The organism is Aquamicrobium sp., from assembly GCF_023954335.1.
Taxonomy (GTDB): domain Bacteria; phylum Pseudomonadota; class Alphaproteobacteria; order Rhizobiales; family Rhizobiaceae; genus Aerobium.
On the sequence record NZ_JAMLIE010000002.1, the window covers coordinates 560307 to 581315 of the forward strand.

A 21009-nucleotide genomic window follows, 5' to 3' on the forward strand; every position below is an offset into this window, starting at 1 on the left:
GGGGGGTGGTGTAGACGGAAGGGGCCCGGAGTAAACCGCTTGGAGCGGAGGTTACAGGCACCATTGCCTGCACCTGTGAGACTATCGGCTTGCACGCAAAAGTTTGATTTAAATCAAGATAAATTTTAAGTTGTAGATAGTTGCGTGACGAAAACCGAGGACGGATGGCAGGATTCGTGCTTTCGGATCAATGCCTTGTCCGCCGTTCTGGATCACTTCAGAAACGATCCGCCTTCTTGTCTCGGCGCAACTCTGAACGGAAAAGGCTCTACATTGCCCTAGGCGGCGGTGACGAAGCCGTCGAGGACCCGCTTCTGCCCGGCCTTGTCGAAATCGACGGTCAGCTTGTCGCCGTCGACGGCCGCGACGTTGCCGTTGCCGAACTTCTGGTGGAACACCCGGTCGCCGACCTTGAAGGCGGAACCGGCCGGCGCGGACGAGCGGCCGACCACGGTGCCGTCGATGGTGCGGCCCTTGACCGAGGAGCGGCCGGCGCCGTAGCCGGAATCGACCTCGCCATAGCCGATGAGCTCGACGGCGTGGCCGGAGCGGCTGCCCCAGTTGCGGTCGGTCGCCTCGGTGCGGTTTGCCTGCGCGCGCTGCCAGCCGGGCGTGGCGTAGGTGTTGGAGAAGGACGAGCCGCGCCCGCCGCCGACGCTGTCGAAGCGCGAGGCGCCGTAAGGGTTCTGGCGGCCGGCCTGCCGCTCGCCGAAGCCGCCGCCGCCATAGCCCCCATAGGACGAGCCGGTCTCGGCCACCTCGACATGCGCCTCGGGCAGCTCTTCGAGGAAGCGCGAGGGGATGGTCGATTGCCACAGGCCGTGGATGCGCCTGTTCGAGGTGAACCACAGATGCAGGTTCTTCTTGGCCCGCGTCAGCCCGACATAGGCGAGGCGGCGCTCTTCCTCCAGTCCGGAGCGGCCGCCCTCGTCGAGCGCGCGCTGGTGCGGGAACAGCCCTTCCTCCCAGCCGGGCAGGAACACGGTGTCGAACTCCAGCCCCTTGGCCGAATGCAGCGTCATGATCGAGACGGCGTCGAGGTTCTCGTTCTGCTCGGCGTCCATCACCAGCGCGACATGCTCGAGGAAGCCGCGCAGCGACTCGTACTCGTCCATCGAGCGGATCAGCTCCTTGAGGTTCTCCAGCCGCGTCGGCGCGTCGGGCGCGCGGTCGTTCTTCCACATCTCGGTGTAGCCGGATTCGTCGAGCATGATCTCGGCGAGCTCGGTGTGCGGCGTGGTGTCGATCATGTCCTGCCAGCGGGCGAACTGCGCCGTTAGCTCGCGTAGCGCCGCGCGCGGCTTCGGCTTCATCTCGTCGCTCTCGGCGAGCTTCGCCGCCGCTTCCAGCATCGGCACGCCGAGCGCCCGCGCCGTGTCGTGGATCTGGCGCACGGCGGCTTCGCCAAGCCCGCGTTTCGGTACGTTGACGATCCGCTCGAAGGCGAGGTCGTCCGCGCCTTGCGCGATGACGCGCAGATAGGCCATGGCGTCGCGGATCTCGGCCCGCTCGTAGAAGCGCGGGCCGCCGATGACGCGGTAGTTCAGCCCCATGGTGACGAAGCGGTCCTCGAACTCGCGCATCTGGAACGAGGCGCGCACGAGGATCGCCATGTCGTTCAGCGCGTTCCCGCGGCGCTGGAGCGCCTCGATCTCGTCGCCGACGGCGCGCGCCTCCTCCTCCGAATCCCAGGCCGCATGAACCTGTACCTTGGGGTCGTCGGGGTCCGGCCGGTCGGTGAACAGCGTCTTGCCCAGCCGCCCCTCATTGTGGGCGATCAGGTGCGAGGCCGCGCCGAGGATATGGGCGGTCGAGCGGTAGTTGCGCTCCAGCCGGATGACGGTCGCGCCCGGAAAATCCTTCTCGAAGCGCAGGATGTTGTCGACCTCCGCGCCGCGCCAGCCATAGATCGACTGGTCGTCATCGCCGACACAACAGATGTTTACGCTCACGGCCGAGCGCTCGCTTCGCTCGCTGGCCTCCGCGGGGGCGGGCGAAACGTCGCCCGGCAGCCGGTCGGCTGCTCGGCCTTCGGCCGGGAGGTTGGCGTTCTGCTTTCTGTCAGGCCGCTGCGCCAGCAGCCTGAGCCACATATATTGGGCGGTGTTGGTGTCCTGGTATTCGTCCACCAGTATGTATCTGAATTTCCGGTGATATTCCTTCAGCACGTCCGGGTGCCTGCGGAAGATGCGGATCGGGTGGAGGAGGAGGTCGCCGAAGTCGCACGCGTTCAGCGTCGTCAGCCGGTCCTGATAGGCGCGGTAGAGCTCGCGGCCCTTGCCGCCGGCGAAGGCGCGCGCGTCGCCCTCGGCGATCTCCTCGGGGGCGAGGCCCTTGTTCTTCCAGCCGTCGATCATCTGGGCGAACTGGCGCGCCGGCCAGCGCTTGTCGTCCAGACCCTCGGCCTGGATCAGCTGCTTGATGAGGCGGATCTGGTCGTCGGTGTCGAGGATGGTGAAGTCGGAGCGCAGGCCGGCGAGCTCGGCATGGCGGCGCAGCAGCTTCACCCCGATCGAATGGAAGGTGCCGAGCCACGGCATGCCCTCGACCGCCTCGCCGACCAGCACGCCGATGCGGTGCTTCATCTCGCGCGCGGCCTTGTTGGTGAAGGTGACGGCGAGGATCTGCGAGGGAAAGGCGAGGCCGAGGCGCAATATGTGGGCGATGCGGGTGGTCAGCACCCGCGTCTTGCCGGTGCCGGCGCCGGCCAGCACCAGCACGGGTCCCTCCGTCGTCTCCACCGCCAGCCGCTGCTCCGCGTTCAGCCCCGCGAGGTAATCGGGCGCGGCGCGGCCCGCCCCGCGCGCGGCCATGGCGCGCGCGGCCAGCCCGCCGCCCTCGCGGCGCGGCGCGTCCTGCGGCCCCTCGTCGAAGAAGGGGATATCGTCGGGAAAACCGGCCATCTCATCTGGATGTAGTGATTCGGCACCGAAAGACCAGAAGCGAGGGCCGATCGGAGACGTTCAGCCGGCCTTGCGCGCGATGCCGACGGCGCGTCCGGCCCGCTCCGGGCGCGGCAGGGCGGCGTGGACCGCGTGCATCTCCTCGATCTTCGCCAGCACGTCCGGCGCGAAGGGAACGACCTTCGGCCCGTTCATGTCGACATGCAGCGTCAGCGATTCGGCCGTGGCCGCGAGCCAGCCGTCCTCGTGGCGCATTTCCTGGGAGACGTGGATGCGCTTCTCGTCATGGTCGAGGATGTGGAAATTGCACTGGACGGTGTGGCCGAGATGCAGTTCGCGCAGGTAGCAGATGTGGACCTCGGCGGTGTAGGTGGTCAGCCTGCGGGTCTGCGCGTAGTCGAACCCCATGCCGAGCGCCTCGAAGGCGTCGTCGATGCTGCGGTCGAACAGCACGTTGTAATAGGCCATGTTGAGGTGGCCGTTATAGTCGATCCAGCCCTTCTCGACCGCCCGCGGGTTAGAAAGAAACGGGGCGGGGTGGGATGTCGATCGGGGCATTGCTGGCCTCCCTCCTTGTCGCGGCTCGCCGCGCTGGACAAACTTTGTCGCGGCCCGCCGCGCTGGACAAAACGGCCGCCATCTGCACATTTCTTCCCATCGCGGATAAAAGAAAGGGCGGATGCGTACAAGCCGCCTTTGCCCGAACGGGAGGGACGGATGGCGCTGGCCGATCTTCGCACACTGGAAAGAAACGAGGACGGCATCGCCACGGTGCTCGGCATCCTGGCGCAGCGTTTCGGCGAGCGGTTCCAGACCGGGCAGGCGATCCGCACCCAGCACAGCCACACCACCACCTATCTGCCGTCGCAGGCGCCGGACGGGGTCGTCTTCGTGCGCTCGACCGAGGAGGTGCAGGACGTGGTGCGCGCCTGCGCCGCGCACCGGGTCCCGGTCATCCCCTTCGGCACCGGCACCTCGCTGGAAGGCCACATCAACGCGCCGGGCGGCGGCATCTCGATCGACCTTTCCGGCATGGACCGGATTCTCGCCGTCCACGCCGAGGACCTCGACGTCACCGTCGAGGCCGGCGTCACCCGGCAGGATCTGAACACGTATCTGCGCGACACGGGCCTGTTCTTCCCCATCGACCCCGGCGCAAACGCCAGCCTCGGCGGCATGGCCTCGACGCGGGCCTCCGGCACCAACGCCGTGCGCTACGGCACCATGCGCGAGAACGTGTTGTCGGTGAAGGCGGTGATGCCGGACGGCAGCATCGTGACGACCGCAAAGCGGGCGCGAAAGTCCTCGGCCGGCTACGATCTGACGCGGCTTCTCGTCGGCGCGGAAGGCACGCTCGGCGTCATAACCGAGCTGACGGTCAAGCTCTACGGCATCCCGCAGGCGATCTCCGGCGGCGTGTGCCCGTTCCCGGATGTCGATTCGGCCTGCGAGGCGGTGATCGAGACGGTGCAGATGGGCGTGCCGGTGGCGCGCATCGAGCTGATCAACGCGCTCGGCATGCGCGCCTTCAACAACTACGCCAAGCTCGGCTTCGCCGAGACGCCCTGCCTGTTCGTCGAGTTCCACGGCACCGATGCGGGGGTCGCAGAACAGGCGGAGACCTTCGGCGAGATCGCGGCCGGCTATGGCGGCGGGCCGTTCCGGTGGACGGCCGACGCCGAGGAGCGCACCAGGCTGTGGAAGGCGCGCCACGACGCCTACTGGGCCGGCATGACGCTGCGCCCCGGCGCGCGCGCGCTTTCGACCGATGTCTGTGTGCCGATCTCGCGGCTCGCCGAATGCATCGTCGAGACCGAGGCCGACATTGCCGAATCCGGCCTCGTCGCGCCCATCGTCGGCCATGTTGGCGACGGCAATTTCCACGTGCTGGCGCTGATGGACATGGACGACGCCCGCGAGATCGAGGCCGTCGAGGCGTTCGTTGCCCGGCTCAACATGCGCGCCATCGCCATGGACGGCACCTGCACCGGCGAGCACGGCGTCGGCCAGGGCAAGATCGCCTTCCTGCCGTACGAGCTCGGCGCCGGCGTCGAGGTGATGCGCGCGATCAAGCAGGCGATCGACCCCGACAACATCATGAACCCCGGCAAGGTGCTGCCGGCGCGGTGAACGGTGCAAGCGCAGAGGCGTTGGAGCGGTATGCTCGTTCTTGAGCGTCCACGCTGCCCCTCATCCGCCCTTCGGGCACCTTCTCCCCGTGAACGGGGAGAAGGGGAAACGGCGGCGTTGCGGCAGTCTCTCCTCTCCCCGTTCACGGGGAGAGGATGCCGGCAGGCAGGTGAGGGGCAGCGCCGGCCTCCCATCCATTGAAATGCCCCCACCGGCCTTCCTCGTTTGCCTCTTTCCCGACAACGTGCTGAAGTTATCCTTCGACGTTCCAAGGAAGAATCGGCGGGAGAGAGTGTGGCCCGGCTGTTCGTCGCCATCGGCGGATTCATCGTTCTGGCGCTGACGGCGGCGCTGGTCGCGCCCTATTTCGTCGACTGGACCTCGTACCGCGCCGATTTCGAGCGCGAGGCCGGCCGCATCCTCGGCCGCGAGGTGACGGTGCGTGGCGAGGCGACGGCGCGGCTGCTGCCGTTTCCCTCCGTCAGCTTCACCGATGTCGCGGTCGCCGGCGTCGAGCCGGGCGAGACGGCGATGACCGTCGAGACCTTCTCGATGGACGCCGAGCTCGCGCCCTTCATGCGCGGCGACATCCACATCTTCGACATGCGGCTGGTGCGGCCGCAGGTCTTCGTCGACCTCGCCGACGACGGCGCGCTCGACTGGGCGGTGCGCCCCTCCGTCCCGGTCGAGGCGAGCCACATCTCGCTGGAAAAGCTGACCGTGACCGAGGGCAAGGTCGATCTGCGTCATGCCGCCAGCGGGCGCACCCACCGGCTGACCGAGATCAACGCCGACATTTCCGCCCGGTCGCTGACCGGGCCGTGGCGCATGGACGGCTCGCTCAGGCTCGACGGCATGAAGATGGCGCTTCAGGCCTCGACCGGGCAGGCGGACGGGCAGGGTGGCATGCGCCTGCGCGTCCAGGCACGGCCCGAGCGCTACGCGCTGGCGCTGGAGAGCGACGGCAGCGCCCGCATCGAGGACGGCCGCGCCCGCTATTCGGGAACCTTCCGCCTCAACGCGCCGGTCGCGGCCGAGCCCGCGACGGCGGGCGGCGGCAACAGGGAGCCGCCCTCCTACCGGCTGAGCGGCGCATTCGACCTCGACCACGCCGCGCTCGCCGTCGAGGAATTCCGCTTCGAGACCGGGCCGGTGCAGGACCCCTACGTCGCCGAGGGGACCGCCTCGTTCGATCTGGGCCCCGCGCCGCGCTTCCTGATCCGCGCCGACGGGGCGCAGATCCGCTTCGACGATGCGGCGGGCGAGGCGGCTGGCCGCTTCGACCTGCGCCAGCGGCTGGCCGCGTTGCACGAATTCCTGCTCGACGCGCCGCGCCCGACCATTCCCGGCCGCATCGAGATGATGCTGCCGGCGGTCGTCGCGGGCGATACGACGGCGCGCGACGTTCACCTCTTCGCCGAGCCTTCGGAAGCGGGATGGAACATCGCCTCGCTGGGCGGGACGCTGCCCGGCCGCACCACGCTGGAGGCGAAGGGCGCGCTCGCCGTCGGCGACGAGGCCTTCGGCTTCGACGGCTCGCTGCTGCTCGCCGTCGGCCAGCCTTCGGGCTTCGCCGCCTGGCTGGCGCGCGACGTCGACGACGCCATCCGTCGCCTGCCGGCGGCCGGGTTCAGCGCCGATGTCGCGCTGTCGCCGGAGCGGCAGACGTTCCGCAACCTCGAGCTCGTGCTGGGCGAGGCGAAGTTTCGCGGCGAGGCCGAGAGCCGCACCCCGGCCGGGGCAAAGCACGCGCTGGCGCTGAAGCTCGATGGCGACCGGCTCGATGTCGAGGGCATGGCCGCCTTCGCCTCGCTGTTCGTCAGCGACAGCGGCGAGGCGCGGCTGGCCGAGCGCGACCTTGAGCTGGAGATCGTCGCCGGGCCGGTCTCTGCCGCCGGGCTGACCGCCGAGACGCTCGACACGGCGCTGCGCCTGAAAGAGGGCCGGCTGGAGATCGACCGCCTCGCCATCGGCGGCCTCGCGGGCGCCAATGTCAGCGCCACGGCGACGCTGACCCGGCTTTCCGGCCCGCCGGCCGGCGAGATCGACGCGTCGATCATCGCCGCCGATCTCGCCCCGCTCGTCGCCGCGCTTGCCGGGCGGTTTCCCGAGAACCCGTTCGTGGCCGAGGCGCAGCGCCGGGCCGCGGCCTATCCGGGCCTGCTGGAGGACGCGGCGGTGCGCATCGAGGCGCGCTCCGCGGACGGGGAGGGCAGCGAGGGCGGGCTCGTCCTCGACGTTTCGGGCGAGGCGGGCGGCACCGCCTTCACGCTCGACGCCACCGTGCGCGACCCTGCCGTCCCGCTGGCGGCGGCGCCCGTTACCCTCAGCCTCACCGCCGGCAACGACGACGTCGCGCCGCTCTATGCGCTGCTCGGCCTGCCGACGCTGCCGCTCGGCCTTGCCGGCCCCGCCGAAGCCAGCCTCGCCTTCGACGGCGTTGCCGGGAGCGGCGGCAGCGCGCGCTTCACCTTCGTCGGCGAGGGGCTCGATATCGCTTTCGACGGCGAGGCGTTCCTGAGAGGCGAGCGGCTGGCGGCGAGCGGCGAGGCGCTGGTCGAATCCGACGACCTCGAGCCGTGGCTCGTCACCGCCGGCGTCGCGCTTCCCGGCTTCGGGCTCGGCTTGCCGGTGTCGCTTCAAAGCCGGCTCGACTACGAATCCGGCCTTCTGGTGCTGTCCGACCTGCGCGGCGAGGTGGTCGGGGTGGCGGCCAGCGGCGACGTCAACGCCCAGCTTCGCGACGGGCTGCCGCATCTGACCGGCGCGCTCGTGCTCGGCAGCTTCGATCTCGCGCCTATCGCCGAGCTCGCGGCCGGCGCGCAGGCCTTCGCCGCGCCCGGCGACGGCAGCTGGCCCGACGCGGCCTTCTCTTCTTCCGCCGCCATGCCGTTCACCGCCGAACTCGACCTTTCGGCCGAACAGCTCCAGTTCGGCGCGTTCGCCGGGGCGCAGGACGCGCGCATGATACTGAAGCTCGGCCGCGACGGGGTCTCGGTCTCGGATATGCGGGCGTCGATGTTCGGCGGCGGCGTTTCCGGCCTCGCCGAGTTCCGCAACGATGCCGGAACCGGCCTCCTCTCGGCCCAGCTTCGCCTCGACGGGGCGGACGTTGCCGCGCTGCTCGGTGATGTCGGCCTGGCCGGCGCGGCGGACTTGACCGCCTCGGTGACGGCGAGCGGCAAGTCGGTCGACGGCCTCGTCACGGCGCTCTCCGGGTCCGGCACCGCGGCGCTGCGCGACATCGCGATATCCGGCGTCGCGCCGGACGTCTTTCCCGACCTGATCGTGCGGGCTGACGAGGTCGGTGCCGGGATCGATGCGGCGGCGGTCGCCGCCTTCGCGCCGCCGCTGGTGCGCGCCGGAACATTCGGCGCGGCCGGCGTCGACATCGCCTTCACGGTGGCGAACGGCGCGGTGCGTGCGCCGCCCTTCCGGCTGGAGACGCAAGGGGCGGCGCTAGCCGGCGAGGTTGGGGCCGACCTTTCCGGGCGAAGCGTCGGCGCCGACGTGACGCTGACCTTCGATCCCGGACATGAAGCGCTGGCCGGCTCGGAGCCGGCGGTGCGTTTTGTCGCGTCCGGCCCGCTCGACGCCATCCGCGTCGCGGTCGACACCGAGCCGCTGGCGCAGTTCCTGACCCGGCGCGCGCTGGAATTAGAGCAGCAGCGCGTCGAGGCGATGCAGGCGGCACTGATCGAGAAGCAGCGCCTGCGCCGCGAGACGCGCTACTATGCCTCGCTCGTCGCCGGGCGCGAGGCCGCGGCGGAGGAGGCCCGCCGCGCTGCCGAGGAGGCCGAGCGGATCGAGCAGGAGCGGCTGCAGCGCGAGGAGGAGGAGCGGCGCCGGCAGGAGGAGGAGGCGGAGCGCCGGCGCATCGAGGATGAGGCACGCCGCATGGAGGAGGAGACGAGACTGCGGCAGGCGGCCGAGGAAGCCGCGCGGCTGGAGACCGAGCGGCGCCAGGCCGAGGACGAGCGCCTGCGCGCCGAGGTCGAGGCGCTGCTGCGCGCCCGCGAGGCCGCGCCGGCCGCGGACGCCCCGGTCGTCCCCGCCGACAGGCCGGCCGACGCCGCCGGGCCGGAGCCGGGCAGCGCAGCGCCGGCCTCAGCGCCGCCGACGCCGAACGTCATCGAGATCACGCCGATGCCGGCCCCGCGCAACGCTCCTGCCGCCGCGGCGCGGCCCATTGAGCCTCCGCCCCCGCTGCCCGACCCGCAGCTGCCGCCAGCGCCCGAAGCCTCCGGCGGCCTGTCGATCGACGGCCTGATGCGGGCGATCGGCATCGCGAGATAGGACCCGCGCGCGTCTTATCCGCTCCGGAGGAGCGCGATCTTCGACCGCCCGCGCCGCCCCTCCATCCGCCCTTCGGGCACCTTCTCCCCGTAAACGGGGAGAAGTAACCGGCGCGCCGCTGCGCTTCTTCTGCCACGTCGGCGATTGGCGAAAGCAGGGATGAAGGACCTCTTCTCCCCGGTCACGGGGAGAAGGTGGCGGCAGCCGGATGAGGGGCGGCGCGACGGCCGAAGATCATGCCGCTTCGGTTCGCGGGACCCGTGCCGCGCCCGGCACGGTCAGCCTTGGCCGGCCCCGGCCTTGACCTGTTCGAGGACGTAGAGCCGCAGCGCCGAGGAGAGGTTCGTCTCGTCCGGGCGCGACTGGTCGATCTCGCAGACGAGGCCGGCGAGCGTCATGCCGCGGGCGGCGGCGATGCGGGCGAGCTCGTCGTGGAAGGGCTGCTCGAGCGAATAGGAGGTGCGATGGCCGCGAATGGCGACCGAGCGCTTGACGATGCCGCTCACGGCGTTTCGTCCGTGCCGTCCGATTCCGGCGCGGCGCGCTCGATCCGGTGCCCGTCGAGGCGGGAGAGGGCGCGCTCGCGTTCCGCGGTCCCGGCGTTCTTTTCGCCTTTGGTGCGGCCGTGGAGGGCGCGGTTCTCCTCGGCCTTGCGTTCTTTCTCCGCGCGGTCCCTGCGCTTGCGCATGGCGCGCCGGTTGACGATCTCGGCCATCGCGCGGCGAGCCGGCTATTTCTTGCGGAAGGCGTCGAGCGACACGACCTCGGCCGATTTCCCCGGCTCCGCGCCGTTTTCCTCGGCCCCGTCAGCACTCTTGTCGGCGCTCTCGTCGGCTGCCGGCTCTTCCTTCTTCGCGACCGGAACCACGGCGAGCTGCGGTTCGTCCTCGGCGGCGGCTTCTTCCTGCTCCGGAGGCTTGACGTCGAACTCCAGCTCGAAATTCACCGAGGGGTCGTAGAAGCCGCGCACGGCGGCGAAGGGGATTTCCAGCTTCTCGGGAATGTCGGAGAAGGAAAGGCCGACCTCGAAGCCGGTGTCCGTGACCTTCAGGTCCCAGTACTGGAACTGGAGCACGATGGTCATCTGCTCGGGATAGCGCTCGCGCAGCCGCGTCGAAATGCGCACGCCCGGCGCGCCGGTGAGGAAGGTGATGAAGAAATGGTGGTTGCCGGGCAGCCCCGTGCGCGCCACCTCGCCCAGCACCTTGCGCATCACCCCGCGCAGCGCGTCCTGGGCAAGAATGTCGTAGCGGATGTGATCGTCAGCCATCGGGCCGTTTCCCTGAATCTCGAAGGGCATGGTGTAATCGAGCTTCGCCCGCCCGTAAACCGGATATAGCGCTGCTGGCTGCCACGACCGCCATCAGCCGGCAAATTTGCAACGATGGGCAGAGGGAAAGAAAAGTGGGAAGGGAAAGTGGAGGTTTCTGTTGCCAGGTACCTCCGAACCCCGCCTGAAGGTGCGAACCCACAGGGCTTTAGTTGAAGCTATCGCACCGCTTACGCGGCGAGACGCGCTTCCGCATAGTTGTCGTTGGCAACTACAAGTTTGGCCCGATAACGGTGGCTACCATGCCGGGACAAAGTCCGATCTTTACACCCTCGTCGATCCTGTTTCGCCCCCATCAGCAGCCGCGGCTTCGTTTGCCGCGGTTCCTGGTGGAGGCGCCGGGTACCGCCCCCGGGTCCGAATGGCTTATTGCATCGGCCGTTTATGCCCATAGTCGGCCGAAGCCGACGCAGCGAATATAGGAAGCCCGCGCCGGAAAGGGAAGGGGTGGCAGCGGCCTGTGCATGGGCTGTCGAGGGAAAGCGCCCGGCCTTGACTTGGCGGGTCCCGGAACCGAATGTCTGAACGGTGACCCTGCGCGAACCCCGCGGGATTCGCGCGCCGCCGCGGGCGAGCGGGCACCAGCGCGCAATATCGTCAACGAATGAGGCCGGCAATGCCGGAGGCATGATCCATGCGGCAATATCTCGACCTCCTCGACCATGTGCTGGAGAACGGCGTCGACCGCGGCGACCGCACCGGCACGGGCACGCGCGGCGTGTTCGGCTGGCAGATGCGGTTCGACCTGGCCGAGGGTTTTCCGGCGCTGACCACCAAGAAGCTGCACCTGAAGTCGATCATCCACGAGCTGCTGTGGTTCCTGAAGGGCGACACCAACATCGCCTATCTGCGCGAAAACGGCGTCACCATCTGGGACGAGTGGGCGGACGAGAACGGCAATCTCGGGCCGGTCTACGGGGCGCAATGGCGCTCCTGGCCGGGCAAGGACGGCGGCTCGATCGACCAGATCGCCAATGTCGTGCGCGAGATCAGGGAGAACCCGAACTCGCGCCGGCTGGTCGTGTCGGCATGGAACCCGGCTGAGGTCGACGTCATGGCCCTGCCGCCGTGCCACTGCCTGTTCCAGTTCCATGTCGCGGAGGGGCGGCTGTCGTGCCAGCTCTACCAGCGCTCGGCCGACATCTTCCTCGGCGTGCCGTTCAACATCGCCTCCTATGCGCTGCTGACGATGATGATGGCGCAGGTGACGGGGCTGAAGCCCGGCGAATTCATCCACACGCTGGGCGACGCGCATCTTTACGCCAACCATTTCGAGCAGGCGCGCGAGCAGCTCCGGCGCACGCCGAAACCGCTGCCGACGATGTGGATCAACCCCGAGGTGAAGGACCTGTTCTCCTTCCGCTTCGAGGATTTCCGGCTCGAAGGCTACGTTGCCTACCCGACCATCCGCGCGCCGATCGCGGTATAGACGCCGTGAGGATCAGGCCATGCGGGTGAGACTCGTCGTCGCGGTGGCGGAAAACGGCGTGATCGGGCGCGACGGCGGCATGCCGTGGCGGCTTTCCACCGACATGAAGCGCTTCAAGGCCACGACGATGGGCAAGCCCGTGGTGGTGGGGCGCAAGACGTGGGAAAGCTTTCCGAAACGGCCGTTGCCCGGCCGGCACAACATCGTCATCACCCGCGACCCGGCCTATGCCGCCGAGGGCGCCTCCGTCGCCGCCTCGCTCGAGGCGGCGCTGGTGCTGGCAGGCGCCGAGGGCGCGCAGGAGGTGTGCGTCATCGGCGGCGGCGAGATCTATGCCGCGGCGCTGCCGCTGGCCGACAGTCTCGATGTCACCCATATCCTCGCCGAAATCGACGGCGACACCCGTTTTCCTGCCATCGACCCTGCCATCTGGCGCGAGGCGTCGAGCGAGGATTTTCCCTCCGGCGACAGGGACAGCCACACCACGAGGCACGTCGTCTACGAGCGCCGGGAACAGGCCGGCGCGGGGCGCGCGGATTGAGGGTGCCGCCGGCCGGCTGGAGGTTCGCCGCGCCGGGTTTCAGCTTCTGGAGATGTGGATCATCAGATAGAAGATGACGAACGTCCCGACCAGCCCGATCATGGTGAGGGTCTGGGCGAAGCCCACCGTGATCGAACCGGCCACGACGAGGGCGACGACGAGCAGGAGCCCGAAAGAGATTCTGGCGGTCTGGGTCATTGCGTCTCCTTTTCGGTTCGTTCAGGCACAGCTTCCATCATTGCCACAGTCTCGTCCGAGGCGCCATTGCGCGGTGTGTCGGCAAAAAGCGGGTGGTCTCTTTATCTCCCGGCAGGGATGAGGGGCGATTCCATCCCGGCTTTGGCCGGTAAAGTTTCAGAGCCGTAGCTCATTCTTTGCTGGTTTCTCATCGGGAGGAATCGCTCTGTAATTATGCGCAAATCCCTGTTTGCGCCCTTGTGCGGGCATGAGCGATTTGCTACATGCGCGGGGCCGGTTCGATCCGGCCCTTTCGTGACGTGCGGTCGTGGCGGAATTGGTAGACGCGCAGCGTTGAGGTCGCTGTGGGGCAACCCGTGGAAGTTCGAGTCTTCTCGACCGCACCATCACCAAGTCATCCTGTTGATTCTGATTGATTTTTCTGTGGCCGCGCACCTCTCTGCATGGTGCGGGAAGATGGTGTTCGGCATCTGTCGGAACCCGACACAGCTTCCTCACGCTCTCGTTGCGTCCTGCTCTCCCGCTCCATTCGAACGAAAGCCGCACGCTGCCTGCCTCAGCGCAGGCGTCCGCCCGAGAGACGATTGCCCGACGCCGCATCTGGACCTTTCGCCGGGGAAGCCTCATATCGGGCGAGCCAGAGCATTCTGCTGCCGGACGGGAGCGTCCGGCACCCGCATGAACGCGGCAAAGGACAACAGGCCGGAGCGGCGGGGCGGCGTTCGTCGGAACGCCCGCCGCTTCGGAAAAAGGGCACCCGGGCCGCCAGGACAATGACCCAGCGCGACGACATCGAACCCGCCTTCCTGCCCGTCTCCGACGGCCCCGCCGTCGAATGGCGAATCGAGCCGGGGCTGACCGACTATGCGGCGGCGCTCGCCTTCATGGAGGCGCGGGCGGCGGCGATCCGCACGGATGGCGCGGCCGAGCTGGTCTGGCTGGTCGAGCACCCGCCGCTCTACACCGCCGGCACCAGCGCCGACCGCGCCGACCTGCTCCAGCCCGACCGCTTCCCGGTGTTCGACGCCGGGCGGGGCGGCGAATACACCTATCACGGGCCGGGCCAGCGCGTGGCCTATGTGATGCTTGACCTCAAGCGCCGGCGCGAGGACGTGCGCGCCTTCGTCACGGCGCTCGAGGCCTGGATCATCGCCTCGCTCGCCCGCTTCAACGTCAGAGGCGAGCGGCGCGAGGACCGCGTCGGCGTCTGGGTGGCGCGTCCCGACCGCCCGCCGCTGCCGGACGGGCGCCCGGCCGAGGACAAGATCGCGGCGATCGGCATCCGGCTCCGACGCTGGGTCAGCTTCCACGGCATCGCCGTCAATGTCGAGCCGGACCTTTCCCATTTCGGCGGGATCGTGCCGTGCGGCATCGCCGGCTATGGCGTCACCAGCCTCGTCGACCTCGGCCTGCCGGTGACGATGGCCGACTACGACATCGCCCTCAAGGCCGCCTTCGAGGAAGTGTTCGGCCTGGTCGAGGGCGCCGTATGACGCGCGCCGGGCCCACGAGTTCCTACATCGCGCCGATCAGCAGCGCGACGGCGGTGATGAAGGCGCTCATCGAGACGAGCGAGAGAACATCCTGTACGAAAGCAGCCATTTGCGATCTCCGTATCTGATATGTTCACATAATGTTCTAAAAATGTTCCGGCGTCAAGCGGCGTCATGACCGTTCCGTTTTGGCGGAAACTGTGCCAGTTGATGCGCATGTGCCAGTTGATGCGCATGTGCCAGTTGATACCCATGTGAAGGACGAGAGGCGGCATGGCGGGTACGGATCGCGAAAGGCGGATGATGAACGAGGGGCCGGCGGTCGTGCTGGTCGAGCCGCAGCTCGGCGAGAACATCGGCATGGTGGCGCGGGCCATGGCCAATTTCGGCCTCGGCGAATTGCGCCTCGTCGCCCCGCGCGACGGCTGGCCGAACGAGAAGGCGCGCGCCGCCGCCTCCAAGGCCGACCATGTCATCGACGGCGTCGTCGTCTTCGAAACGCTGCGCGAGGCGGTCGCCGACATGAACTACGTCCTCGCCACCACGGCGCGCGAGCGTGACGGCTTCAAGCCGGTGCTCGGCCCGGTCGAGGCGGGCAGGAGCCTGCGCGGCCGCTTCGCCGCTGGCGAAAAGACCGCCATCCTGTTCGGGCGCGAGCGTTTCGGCCTCTACAACGAGGAGGTGGCGCTGGCCGACGCGATCGTCACCTTCCCCGTCAACCCCGCCTTCGCCTCGCTTAACATCGCGCAGGCGGTTCTCCTGATGTCCTATGAATGGATGAAGTCGGGGCTCGACGACGAGACCGACACCGCCTTTCGCGGGCCGGACATGCCGCCGGCGCCGAAGGAGGCGCTGCACGGCCTGCTCGATCATCTCGAGGATGCGCTTTCCGCGCGCGGCTATTTCCGCCCCGCCACGAAGAAGCCGAAGATGCTCGACAATCTGCGCGCCGTCATGACGCGGCCGGGGTTTTCCGACGCCGAGATCAAGGTGCTACGCGGCGTCGTCGCTTCGCTCGACTATTTCTCGCCGGGCGAGCCGCGCGGCGCGGTCTATCCCGAGCGCAAGGCGCGCGCCGATGCGCGGGCGCACGGGGCGGCCGGCGAACAGAGGGGCCAAGGGAACGAGCCGGATGAGTGATCATGCCCCGATGAGTGACCGGGAATGAGCGGCCGGCCGATCCTGATGTTCGATTCCGGTGTCGGCGGACTGACGGTGCTGCGCGAGGCGCGGGTGCTGATGCCGGACCGGCGCTTCGTCTATGTCGCCGACGACGCGGGCTTTCCCTATGGGCGGTGGGAGGAGCCGGCGCTGCGCACGCATGTCGTTTCGCTGTTCGGCCGGCTGATCGCCGCGCACGATCCCGAGATCGCCGTCGTCGCCTGCAACACGGCCTCGACGCTGGCGCTCAGCGAATTGCGCGCCGCATTTCCGGCCACGCCCTTCGTCGGCACGGTGCCGGCGATCAAGCCGGCGGCCGAGCGCACCCGCTCCGGCCTCGTCTCGGTGCTGGCGACGCCCGGCACGGTGAAGCGGCAATATACGCGCGACCTGATCGAGAAATGGGCGGGGCGCTGCCATGTTCGCCTCGTCGGCTCCGACCGGCTGGCGTCGCTGGCCGAGACCTACATGCGCGACGGCTTCGTCGACGAGGAGGCGGTCAGGGCCGAGATCGCGCCCTGTTTCGTCGAAATGGACGGGCGGCGCACCGACATCGTCGTGCTGGCCTGCACGCATTATCCGTTCCTCGCCAACCGCATGCGCAAGACCGCGCCGTGGCCGGTGGACTGGCTGGACCCGGCGGAAGCCATCGCCCGGCAGGCGCTGTCGCTCGCCGGCCCGCGCGCGTCTGGGCCGGCGCGGAACGGGGATGAGCCGGACATCGCCGTCTTCACCTCCGGCCGGCCGGATTTTCTCGCGCGCCGGCTGATGCAGGGTTTCGGGCTGACGGTGGCTGACGGGGCGTGACAATGGTTTCCGACAGCATCCCGACGCGGATTTCCGGCGCCGGGGAACCGGAGCCTCCAATGCCCGGCCGTCAGACATTGACGAAACCTGTTGCCGTCTTCGATGCGGGGATCGGCAGCTACGCGGCGGTCGCCGCGATCCGGCGCCTGCTTCCGCAACAGGACATTGTATATTTTGCCGACCGCGCCAGTTTCCCGTATGGCGGCAAAAGCCGCGCCGAGCTCCTTGCCATTCTCCGGCGCACCCTTCTTTATCTGAACGGGTTCGACCCCGCCGCCGTTCTGGTCGCCTCGAACGCGCCCTCGATCACCGTGCTCAACGAGATCGGGGATGTGATCGGGGTTCCGGTGCTGGGCGTCCGGCCGCCGATCGCCAGCGCGCTGGGCGTTGCCGGAGCCGGGGACGTCGCGGTGCTGGGCGTGCAGTCGATGGTCCGGAGCCCGGAACTGCGGGCCTATGCCGACAGGGAAGCCGGCGAGCATGGGATCCGGGTTCATCTCGTCGATGCTTCGCCACTCGTCGATCTTGTCGAAAGCGGCGCATTCCTGTTCGACCCCGAGGCGACGCGGCATGCGGTGGACGCGTTCATGGACGATCTCGACGCCCGTCACCCGAACCTTGCGGCCGTGACCTTGTCGAGCACGCATTTGCCGTGGTTGCTGCTCTATCTGAAGGCAGCCCGCCCGGCATGGCCTTTCCTCGATCCGCTGGAAGACGCCGTCGCCGCCATCGTGCCGCACTCGGCCGCGGGAACGGGCGCGCTCGTGGGACTGGTGACCGAAAACGAGCGCCTTCCGGTCGGGGACTTCAGAGCGATGCTCGACCGCATGGGTATCGCGCTGCCGCTTCATACGGTACGCCTGTAGTCGGGCTTGCCGCGCGCCGGCTTCCTCCACATGCCAGAAGGACTGGTCCCACCGCGCCATCCATTTCCCGGCCGCGTTGACATCGCGGCCGCGTTCCGGTAGTGAGCGGCGAGTCCAGTGCCGCGAGGCGTCGGGATTTTTTCGACGTGTCCCGTGGGCATCTTCGCAAAGCGTGCGTGGGATGTCCTGTCAGGCTCCGCAAACGGGGGCCAGAGGAGGGCGCGTTTCCTTCACCCGAAGCGTGAGCTTTCGGGGATAATGTGTTGAAAGGGAATGCGATGAGCAAGCGCGAATCCGCGAAGTACAAAATCGATCGCCGCATGGGCGAGAACATCTGGGGCCGCCCGAAGTCGCCGGTCAACCGCCGCGAATACGGCCCCGGCCAGCACGGCCAGCGCCGCAAGGGCAAGCTGTCCGATTTCGGCATCCAGCTTCGCGCCAAGCAGAAGCTGAAGGGCCATTACGGCGACATCTCCGAGAAGCAGTTCCGCAAGGTCTACGAGGAGGCCAACCGCCGCAAGGGCGACACGCCGGAGCACATCATCGGCCTGCTCGAATCGCGCCTCGACGCCATCGTCTACCGCGCCAAGTTCGTGCCGACGATCTTCGCCGCGCGCCAGTTCGTCAATCACGGCCACGTCAAGGTCAACGGCCGCCGTGTCAACATCGGCTCCTATCGCTGCAAGGCCGGCGACGTGATCGAGGTGCGCGAGAAGTCGAAGCAGCTCGCCATCGTGCTGGAATCGGTCCAGCTCGCCGAGCGCGACGTGCCGGACTATATCGAGGTCGACCACAACAAGATGGTCGCGACCTATGTGCGCGTGCCGAACCTCGCCGACGTGCCGTTCGCGGTGCAGATGGAGCCGAACCTGGTCGTCGAGTTCTACTCGCGCTGATTTCGGTTTTACCGCTCGATATCGAGGCCGCGCTGTCGCAGCGCGGCCTTTTTCTTTGCCGTGCCCGCATGTAAGACAGCGCGATGACCCTTTCGCTCGCTTCCGAACCCGTCTCCGCCCCGCCCGCGCCTGAAGCGGAGGAGGGCGTCTGCCACCCGATGTTCCGGTCCGCGCCGTCCTCGGTCGAGTTCAACAAGCTGCGCAAGCGACTGCTGCGCGACACGCGTCAGGCGCTGGAGGATTTTGCGATGGTGCGGCCGGGCGAGCGCTGGCTGGTGGCGCTGTCGGGCGGCAAGGATTCCTACGGGCTGCTCGCGCTGCTGCTCGACCTGAAATGGCGCGGCCTTCTGCCGGTCGAGCTCGTCGCCTGCAACCTCGACCAGGGCCAGCCGAATTTTCCGAAGCACATCCTGCCGGACTATCTTCGCGCCAACGGCGTGCCGCACCGCATCGAGTATCAGGACACCTATTCGGTCGTCACCGACAAGATCCCCGAGAACCGCACCTATTGCTCGCTGTGCTCGCGCCTGCGGCGCGGCCATCTCTATCGCGTCGCGCGCGAGGAAGGGTGCTCGGCGCTGGTGCTCGGCCATCACCGAGAGGACATCCTCGAGACCTTCTTCCTCAACCTGTTCCACGGCGGCCGGCTGGCGGCGATGCCGCCCAAGCTGATGAACGACGAGGGCGACATGACGGTGCTGCGCCCGCTCGCCTATTGCGCCGAGGCGGACCTTGCCCGCTTCGCCGAGGCGATGACGTTTCCGATCATCCCCTGCGATCTGTGCGGCAGCCAGGATGGCCTGCAGCGCAACGCCATGAAGGCAATGCTCCTCGACATCGAGCGGCGGATGCCGGGGCGCAAGGACACGATGATCCGCGCGCTCGCCAATGTGCGGCCGAGCCATCTGCTCGACCGCGGCCTGTTCGACTTCGCCAGCCTTAGTCCCGCGTGACCTGCGAGGGGCTGGTCTGGTAGAGCCGCCCGCGCTCGGCGATCGCCACCAGCACCAGCGAGGTCAGGCCCAGTCCGAAGAAACCCAGGGCGAGCGGCGTCGTCGTGCCGTCGAACGCCTGGCCGATCAGCGCCCCGACCAGCCCGCCGCCGAGCGTCTGGATGAAGCCCTGCACGGAGGAGGCCGAGCCGGCGATGTGGCCGAGCGGCTCCATGGCGATGGCGTTGAAGTTCGAGCCGATCCAGCCGAACTGGAACATGATCAACGCGAACAGGATGACGAAGGGCGTGATCGGCAGGTGGCCGATGAGCGACCATACGAGCCACACGCCCGACAGAATGACGAAGCCGGTCAGCGCGCCGTGCGAGAGCCGGCGCATGCCGACGCGCATGACGAGGCGCGAGTTGAGATAGTTCGACAGCGCCATGAACCCGGCGACGATGGCGAACAGGATCGGGAACCAGACGCCGAGATCGTAGATGCCGACATAGACCTGCTGCGCCGAGTTGATGAAGGCGAACAGCGCGCCGAAGATGAAGGTGGAGCCCAGCGTGTAGAACAGCGAGAAGCGGTTGCTCAGCACCGTGCCGAACGCCTTGCCGATCGAGGTCAGCGTGAAGGGACGACGATCCTCGGGATGCAGGGTCTCCGGCATGCGCAGGGCCGCCCACACGGTGATCACCGCGCCGATGATACCCATGGCGATGTAGATGAAGCGCCAGTCGCCGACGAGCATCATCACCTGGCCGATCGAAGGCGCGACGACGGGGATGACCATGAACACCATGAAGATCAACGACATGGTCTCGGCCATCTGCCGGCCGCCGAAGCGGTCGCGCACCATCGACACGGCGATGACGCGGGTCGAGGCCGCGCCGACGCCCTGAAGGAAGCGCAGCGCCAGCATCGCCTCGAAGGAGGTGACGAACGCCGCCGCGATCGCCGCGAAGACGTAGATGCCGAGGCCGAACAGCACCGGCCCGCGCCGGCCGAAGCGGTCGGAGGCGGGACCGTAGGGCAGCAGCGCGGCGGCCATGCCGGCGAAATAGGCCGAGATGACGTATTGCCGGTGGTTCTCGTTCTCGACGCCGAGGCTGGCGCCCATCTCCTGCAGGCCGGGCAGCATGATGTCGATGGCGAGCGCGTTCAGCGACATCAGCGCCGCGGCCAGCGCGATGAATTCATAGCGGGGCAATGGCAGGCCCGACGGCCGCTCTCCTGTCCTGTCTTGCATGACGGGATTCTCCGGATCAAAAAGAAAGATGCGCCGGCAAGCCGGCGCATCGTGTCGCTTGCTTGCAGTGGCTGGCTGGCTTCACACCGCGTTGCGCAGGCCGATGCCCTTTTCGGCAAAGAAGCCCTGCAACTCGCCCGCCTGGAACATCTCGCGCACGATGTCGCAGCCGCCGACGAACTCACCCTTCACATAGAGCTGGGGGATGGTCGGCCAGCTGGAATAATCCTTGATGCCCTGGCGCAGCTCGTCCGAGGTCAGGATGTTGACGCCCTTGTAGTCGACGCCGAGATAGTCGAGGATCTGCACGACCTGACCGGAGAACCCGCATTGCGGGAAGCCGGGGGTGCCCTTCATGAACAGCACCACGTCGTTGCCCTTGACCTCGTTGTCGATGAAACCGGCGATATCGCTCATCTGGCTTGTCCTTTTCTGCCGGGTTCAAGGTCCGGCGAAGCATTGGCTGGCCCCTATCTAGGGTAGAATGCCGCGCCGCGCAATCGGACGCGTCCGCGCATCCGCCCCCGGCCGGCGCTCAGTCGGGCGCGCTGGTCTGGAGCGCGAGCGCGTGCAGGACGCCGCCCATATTGCCCTTCAGCGCGTTGTAGACCATCTGGTGCTGCTGCACGCGGCTCTTGCCGCGGAAGCTCTCGGCCACGACTTCCGCCGCATAGTGGTCGCCATCGCCGGCAAGATCGCGGATCGTCACCACGGCATCGGGAATGCCTTCCTTGATGAGCCGTTCGATCTCGCGCGCGTCCATGGCCATGGC

At 68.1% G+C, this 21009-nt stretch carries 19 protein-coding genes, 1 tRNA gene and 1 other RNA gene; 11 read left to right on the plus strand and 10 right to left on the minus strand.

Annotated elements, in window-relative coordinates; genetic code table 11:
* Nucleotides 1-278 precede the first annotated feature (278 nt).
* On the minus strand, nt 279-2903 hold the full coding sequence (locus M9945_RS15360; RefSeq protein ID WP_367945303.1) for an ATP-dependent helicase: 2625 nt from the start codon (nt 2901-2903) through the stop codon (nt 279-281).
* Nucleotides 2904-2963: 60 nt separating this feature from the next.
* Nucleotides 2964-3461, minus strand: coding sequence for a thioesterase family protein (locus M9945_RS15365; RefSeq protein WP_367945304.1), 498 nt, complete (start codon nt 3459-3461; stop codon nt 2964-2966).
* A 159-nt stretch (nt 3462-3620) separates the two neighbouring features.
* Between M9945_RS15365 and M9945_RS15370 the strand changes: the two genes are divergently transcribed.
* Both M9945_RS15370 and M9945_RS15375 read left to right on the plus strand, forming a co-directional pair.
* Nucleotides 3621-5033, plus strand: a complete 1413-nt coding sequence (locus M9945_RS15370; RefSeq protein WP_367945305.1) for an FAD-binding oxidoreductase — start codon at nt 3621-3623, stop codon at nt 5031-5033.
* A gap of 294 nt (nt 5034-5327) precedes the next feature.
* The gene (locus tag M9945_RS15375) at nt 5328-9329 is read left to right on the plus strand and encodes an AsmA-like C-terminal region-containing protein (RefSeq protein WP_367945306.1); all 4002 of its coding nucleotides are present in this window, start codon (nt 5328-5330) and stop codon (nt 9327-9329) included.
* A gap of 278 nt (nt 9330-9607) precedes the next feature.
* On the opposite strand, the gene M9945_RS15380 is transcribed toward M9945_RS15375, so the two are convergent.
* From M9945_RS15380 to ssrA, 4 genes are all read right to left on the minus strand, one after another.
* Nucleotides 9608-9835 (minus strand): ribbon-helix-helix domain-containing protein, encoded by a 228-nt coding sequence (locus M9945_RS15380; RefSeq protein WP_367945307.1) that lies wholly within the window; start codon nt 9833-9835, stop codon nt 9608-9610.
* Nucleotides 9832-10044: a DUF4169 family protein gene (locus M9945_RS15385; RefSeq protein ID WP_367945308.1), complete on the minus strand. Its 213-nt coding sequence runs from the start codon at nt 10042-10044 to the stop codon at nt 9832-9834. Before M9945_RS15385 ends, M9945_RS15380 begins: the two co-directional genes overlap by 4 nt.
* Nucleotides 10045-10059: 15 nt before the next feature.
* A complete protein-coding gene (locus M9945_RS15390) occupies nt 10060-10599 on the minus strand; it encodes an SspB family protein (protein WP_367929488.1) in 540 nt (179 codons plus the stop codon).
* 146 nt (nt 10600-10745) lie between these two features.
* Nucleotides 10746-11107: a transfer-messenger RNA gene (ssrA, locus tag M9945_RS15395) on the minus strand.
* Between the two features lie 186 nt (nt 11108-11293).
* On the opposite strand from ssrA, the gene M9945_RS15400 reads away from it, so the two are divergent.
* Both M9945_RS15400 and M9945_RS15405 read left to right on the plus strand, forming a co-directional pair.
* On the plus strand, nt 11294-12088 hold the full coding sequence (locus M9945_RS15400) for a thymidylate synthase (protein WP_367945309.1): 795 nt from the start codon (nt 11294-11296) through the stop codon (nt 12086-12088).
* A gap of 19 nt (nt 12089-12107) precedes the next feature.
* Nucleotides 12108-12629 (plus strand): dihydrofolate reductase, encoded by a 522-nt coding sequence (locus tag M9945_RS15405; protein ID WP_367945310.1) that lies wholly within the window; start codon nt 12108-12110, stop codon nt 12627-12629.
* Nucleotides 12630-12668: 39 nt separating this feature from the next.
* Here the strand turns inward: M9945_RS15405 and M9945_RS15410 are convergent, their stop codons facing one another.
* Nucleotides 12669-12827: a hypothetical protein gene (locus M9945_RS15410; protein WP_367929491.1), complete on the minus strand. Its 159-nt coding sequence runs from the start codon at nt 12825-12827 to the stop codon at nt 12669-12671.
* Nucleotides 12828-13128: 301 nt separating this feature from the next.
* On the opposite strand from M9945_RS15410, the gene M9945_RS15415 reads away from it, so the two are divergent.
* The 7 genes from M9945_RS15415 to ttcA all read left to right on the plus strand — a co-directional run bounded on the left by M9945_RS15415 (nt 13129) and on the right by ttcA (nt 19003).
* Nucleotides 13129-13213: transfer RNA gene (locus M9945_RS15415), tRNA-Leu, on the plus strand.
* 387 nt (nt 13214-13600) lie between these two features.
* Nucleotides 13601-14320 (plus strand): lipoyl(octanoyl) transferase LipB, encoded by a 720-nt coding sequence (gene lipB / locus M9945_RS15420; RefSeq protein WP_367945311.1) that lies wholly within the window; start codon nt 13601-13603, stop codon nt 14318-14320.
* 273 nt (nt 14321-14593) lie between these two features.
* Nucleotides 14594-15460: an RNA methyltransferase gene (locus M9945_RS15425; protein ID WP_367945312.1), complete on the plus strand. Its 867-nt coding sequence runs from the start codon at nt 14594-14596 to the stop codon at nt 15458-15460.
* A gap of 24 nt (nt 15461-15484) precedes the next feature.
* Entirely contained in the window at nt 15485-16288 is an 804-nt protein-coding gene (gene murI, locus M9945_RS15430) for a glutamate racemase (RefSeq protein WP_367945313.1), read from the plus strand.
* A gap of 2 nt (nt 16289-16290) precedes the next feature.
* The gene (locus M9945_RS15435) at nt 16291-17154 is read left to right on the plus strand and encodes a glutamate racemase (RefSeq protein ID WP_367945314.1); all 864 of its coding nucleotides are present in this window, start codon (nt 16291-16293) and stop codon (nt 17152-17154) included.
* Nucleotides 17155-17432: 278 nt separating this feature from the next.
* Complete coding sequence (gene rpsD / locus M9945_RS15440) at nt 17433-18050, plus strand: 30S ribosomal protein S4 (protein ID WP_367931666.1); 618 nt, start codon at nt 17433-17435, stop codon at nt 18048-18050.
* A 158-nt stretch (nt 18051-18208) separates the two neighbouring features.
* Entirely contained in the window at nt 18209-19003 is a 795-nt protein-coding gene (ttcA, locus tag M9945_RS15445) for a tRNA 2-thiocytidine(32) synthetase TtcA (protein WP_367945596.1), read from the plus strand.
* Here the strand turns inward: ttcA and M9945_RS15450 are convergent.
* From M9945_RS15450 to M9945_RS15460, 3 genes are all read right to left on the minus strand, one after another.
* A complete protein-coding gene (locus tag M9945_RS15450) occupies nt 18990-20237 on the minus strand; it encodes a multidrug effflux MFS transporter (protein ID WP_367945315.1) in 1248 nt (415 codons plus the stop codon). The two genes, ttcA and M9945_RS15450, sit on opposite strands and share 14 nt — an antisense overlap.
* Nucleotides 20238-20318: 81 nt before the next feature.
* Nucleotides 20319-20654: a Grx4 family monothiol glutaredoxin gene (gene grxD, locus M9945_RS15455; protein WP_367945316.1), complete on the minus strand. Its 336-nt coding sequence runs from the start codon at nt 20652-20654 to the stop codon at nt 20319-20321.
* A 118-nt stretch (nt 20655-20772) separates the two neighbouring features.
* A complete protein-coding gene (locus M9945_RS15460) occupies nt 20773-21006 on the minus strand; it encodes a BolA/IbaG family iron-sulfur metabolism protein (RefSeq protein WP_367931662.1) in 234 nt (77 codons plus the stop codon).
* Between the last annotated feature and the right edge of the window lie 3 nt (nt 21007-21009).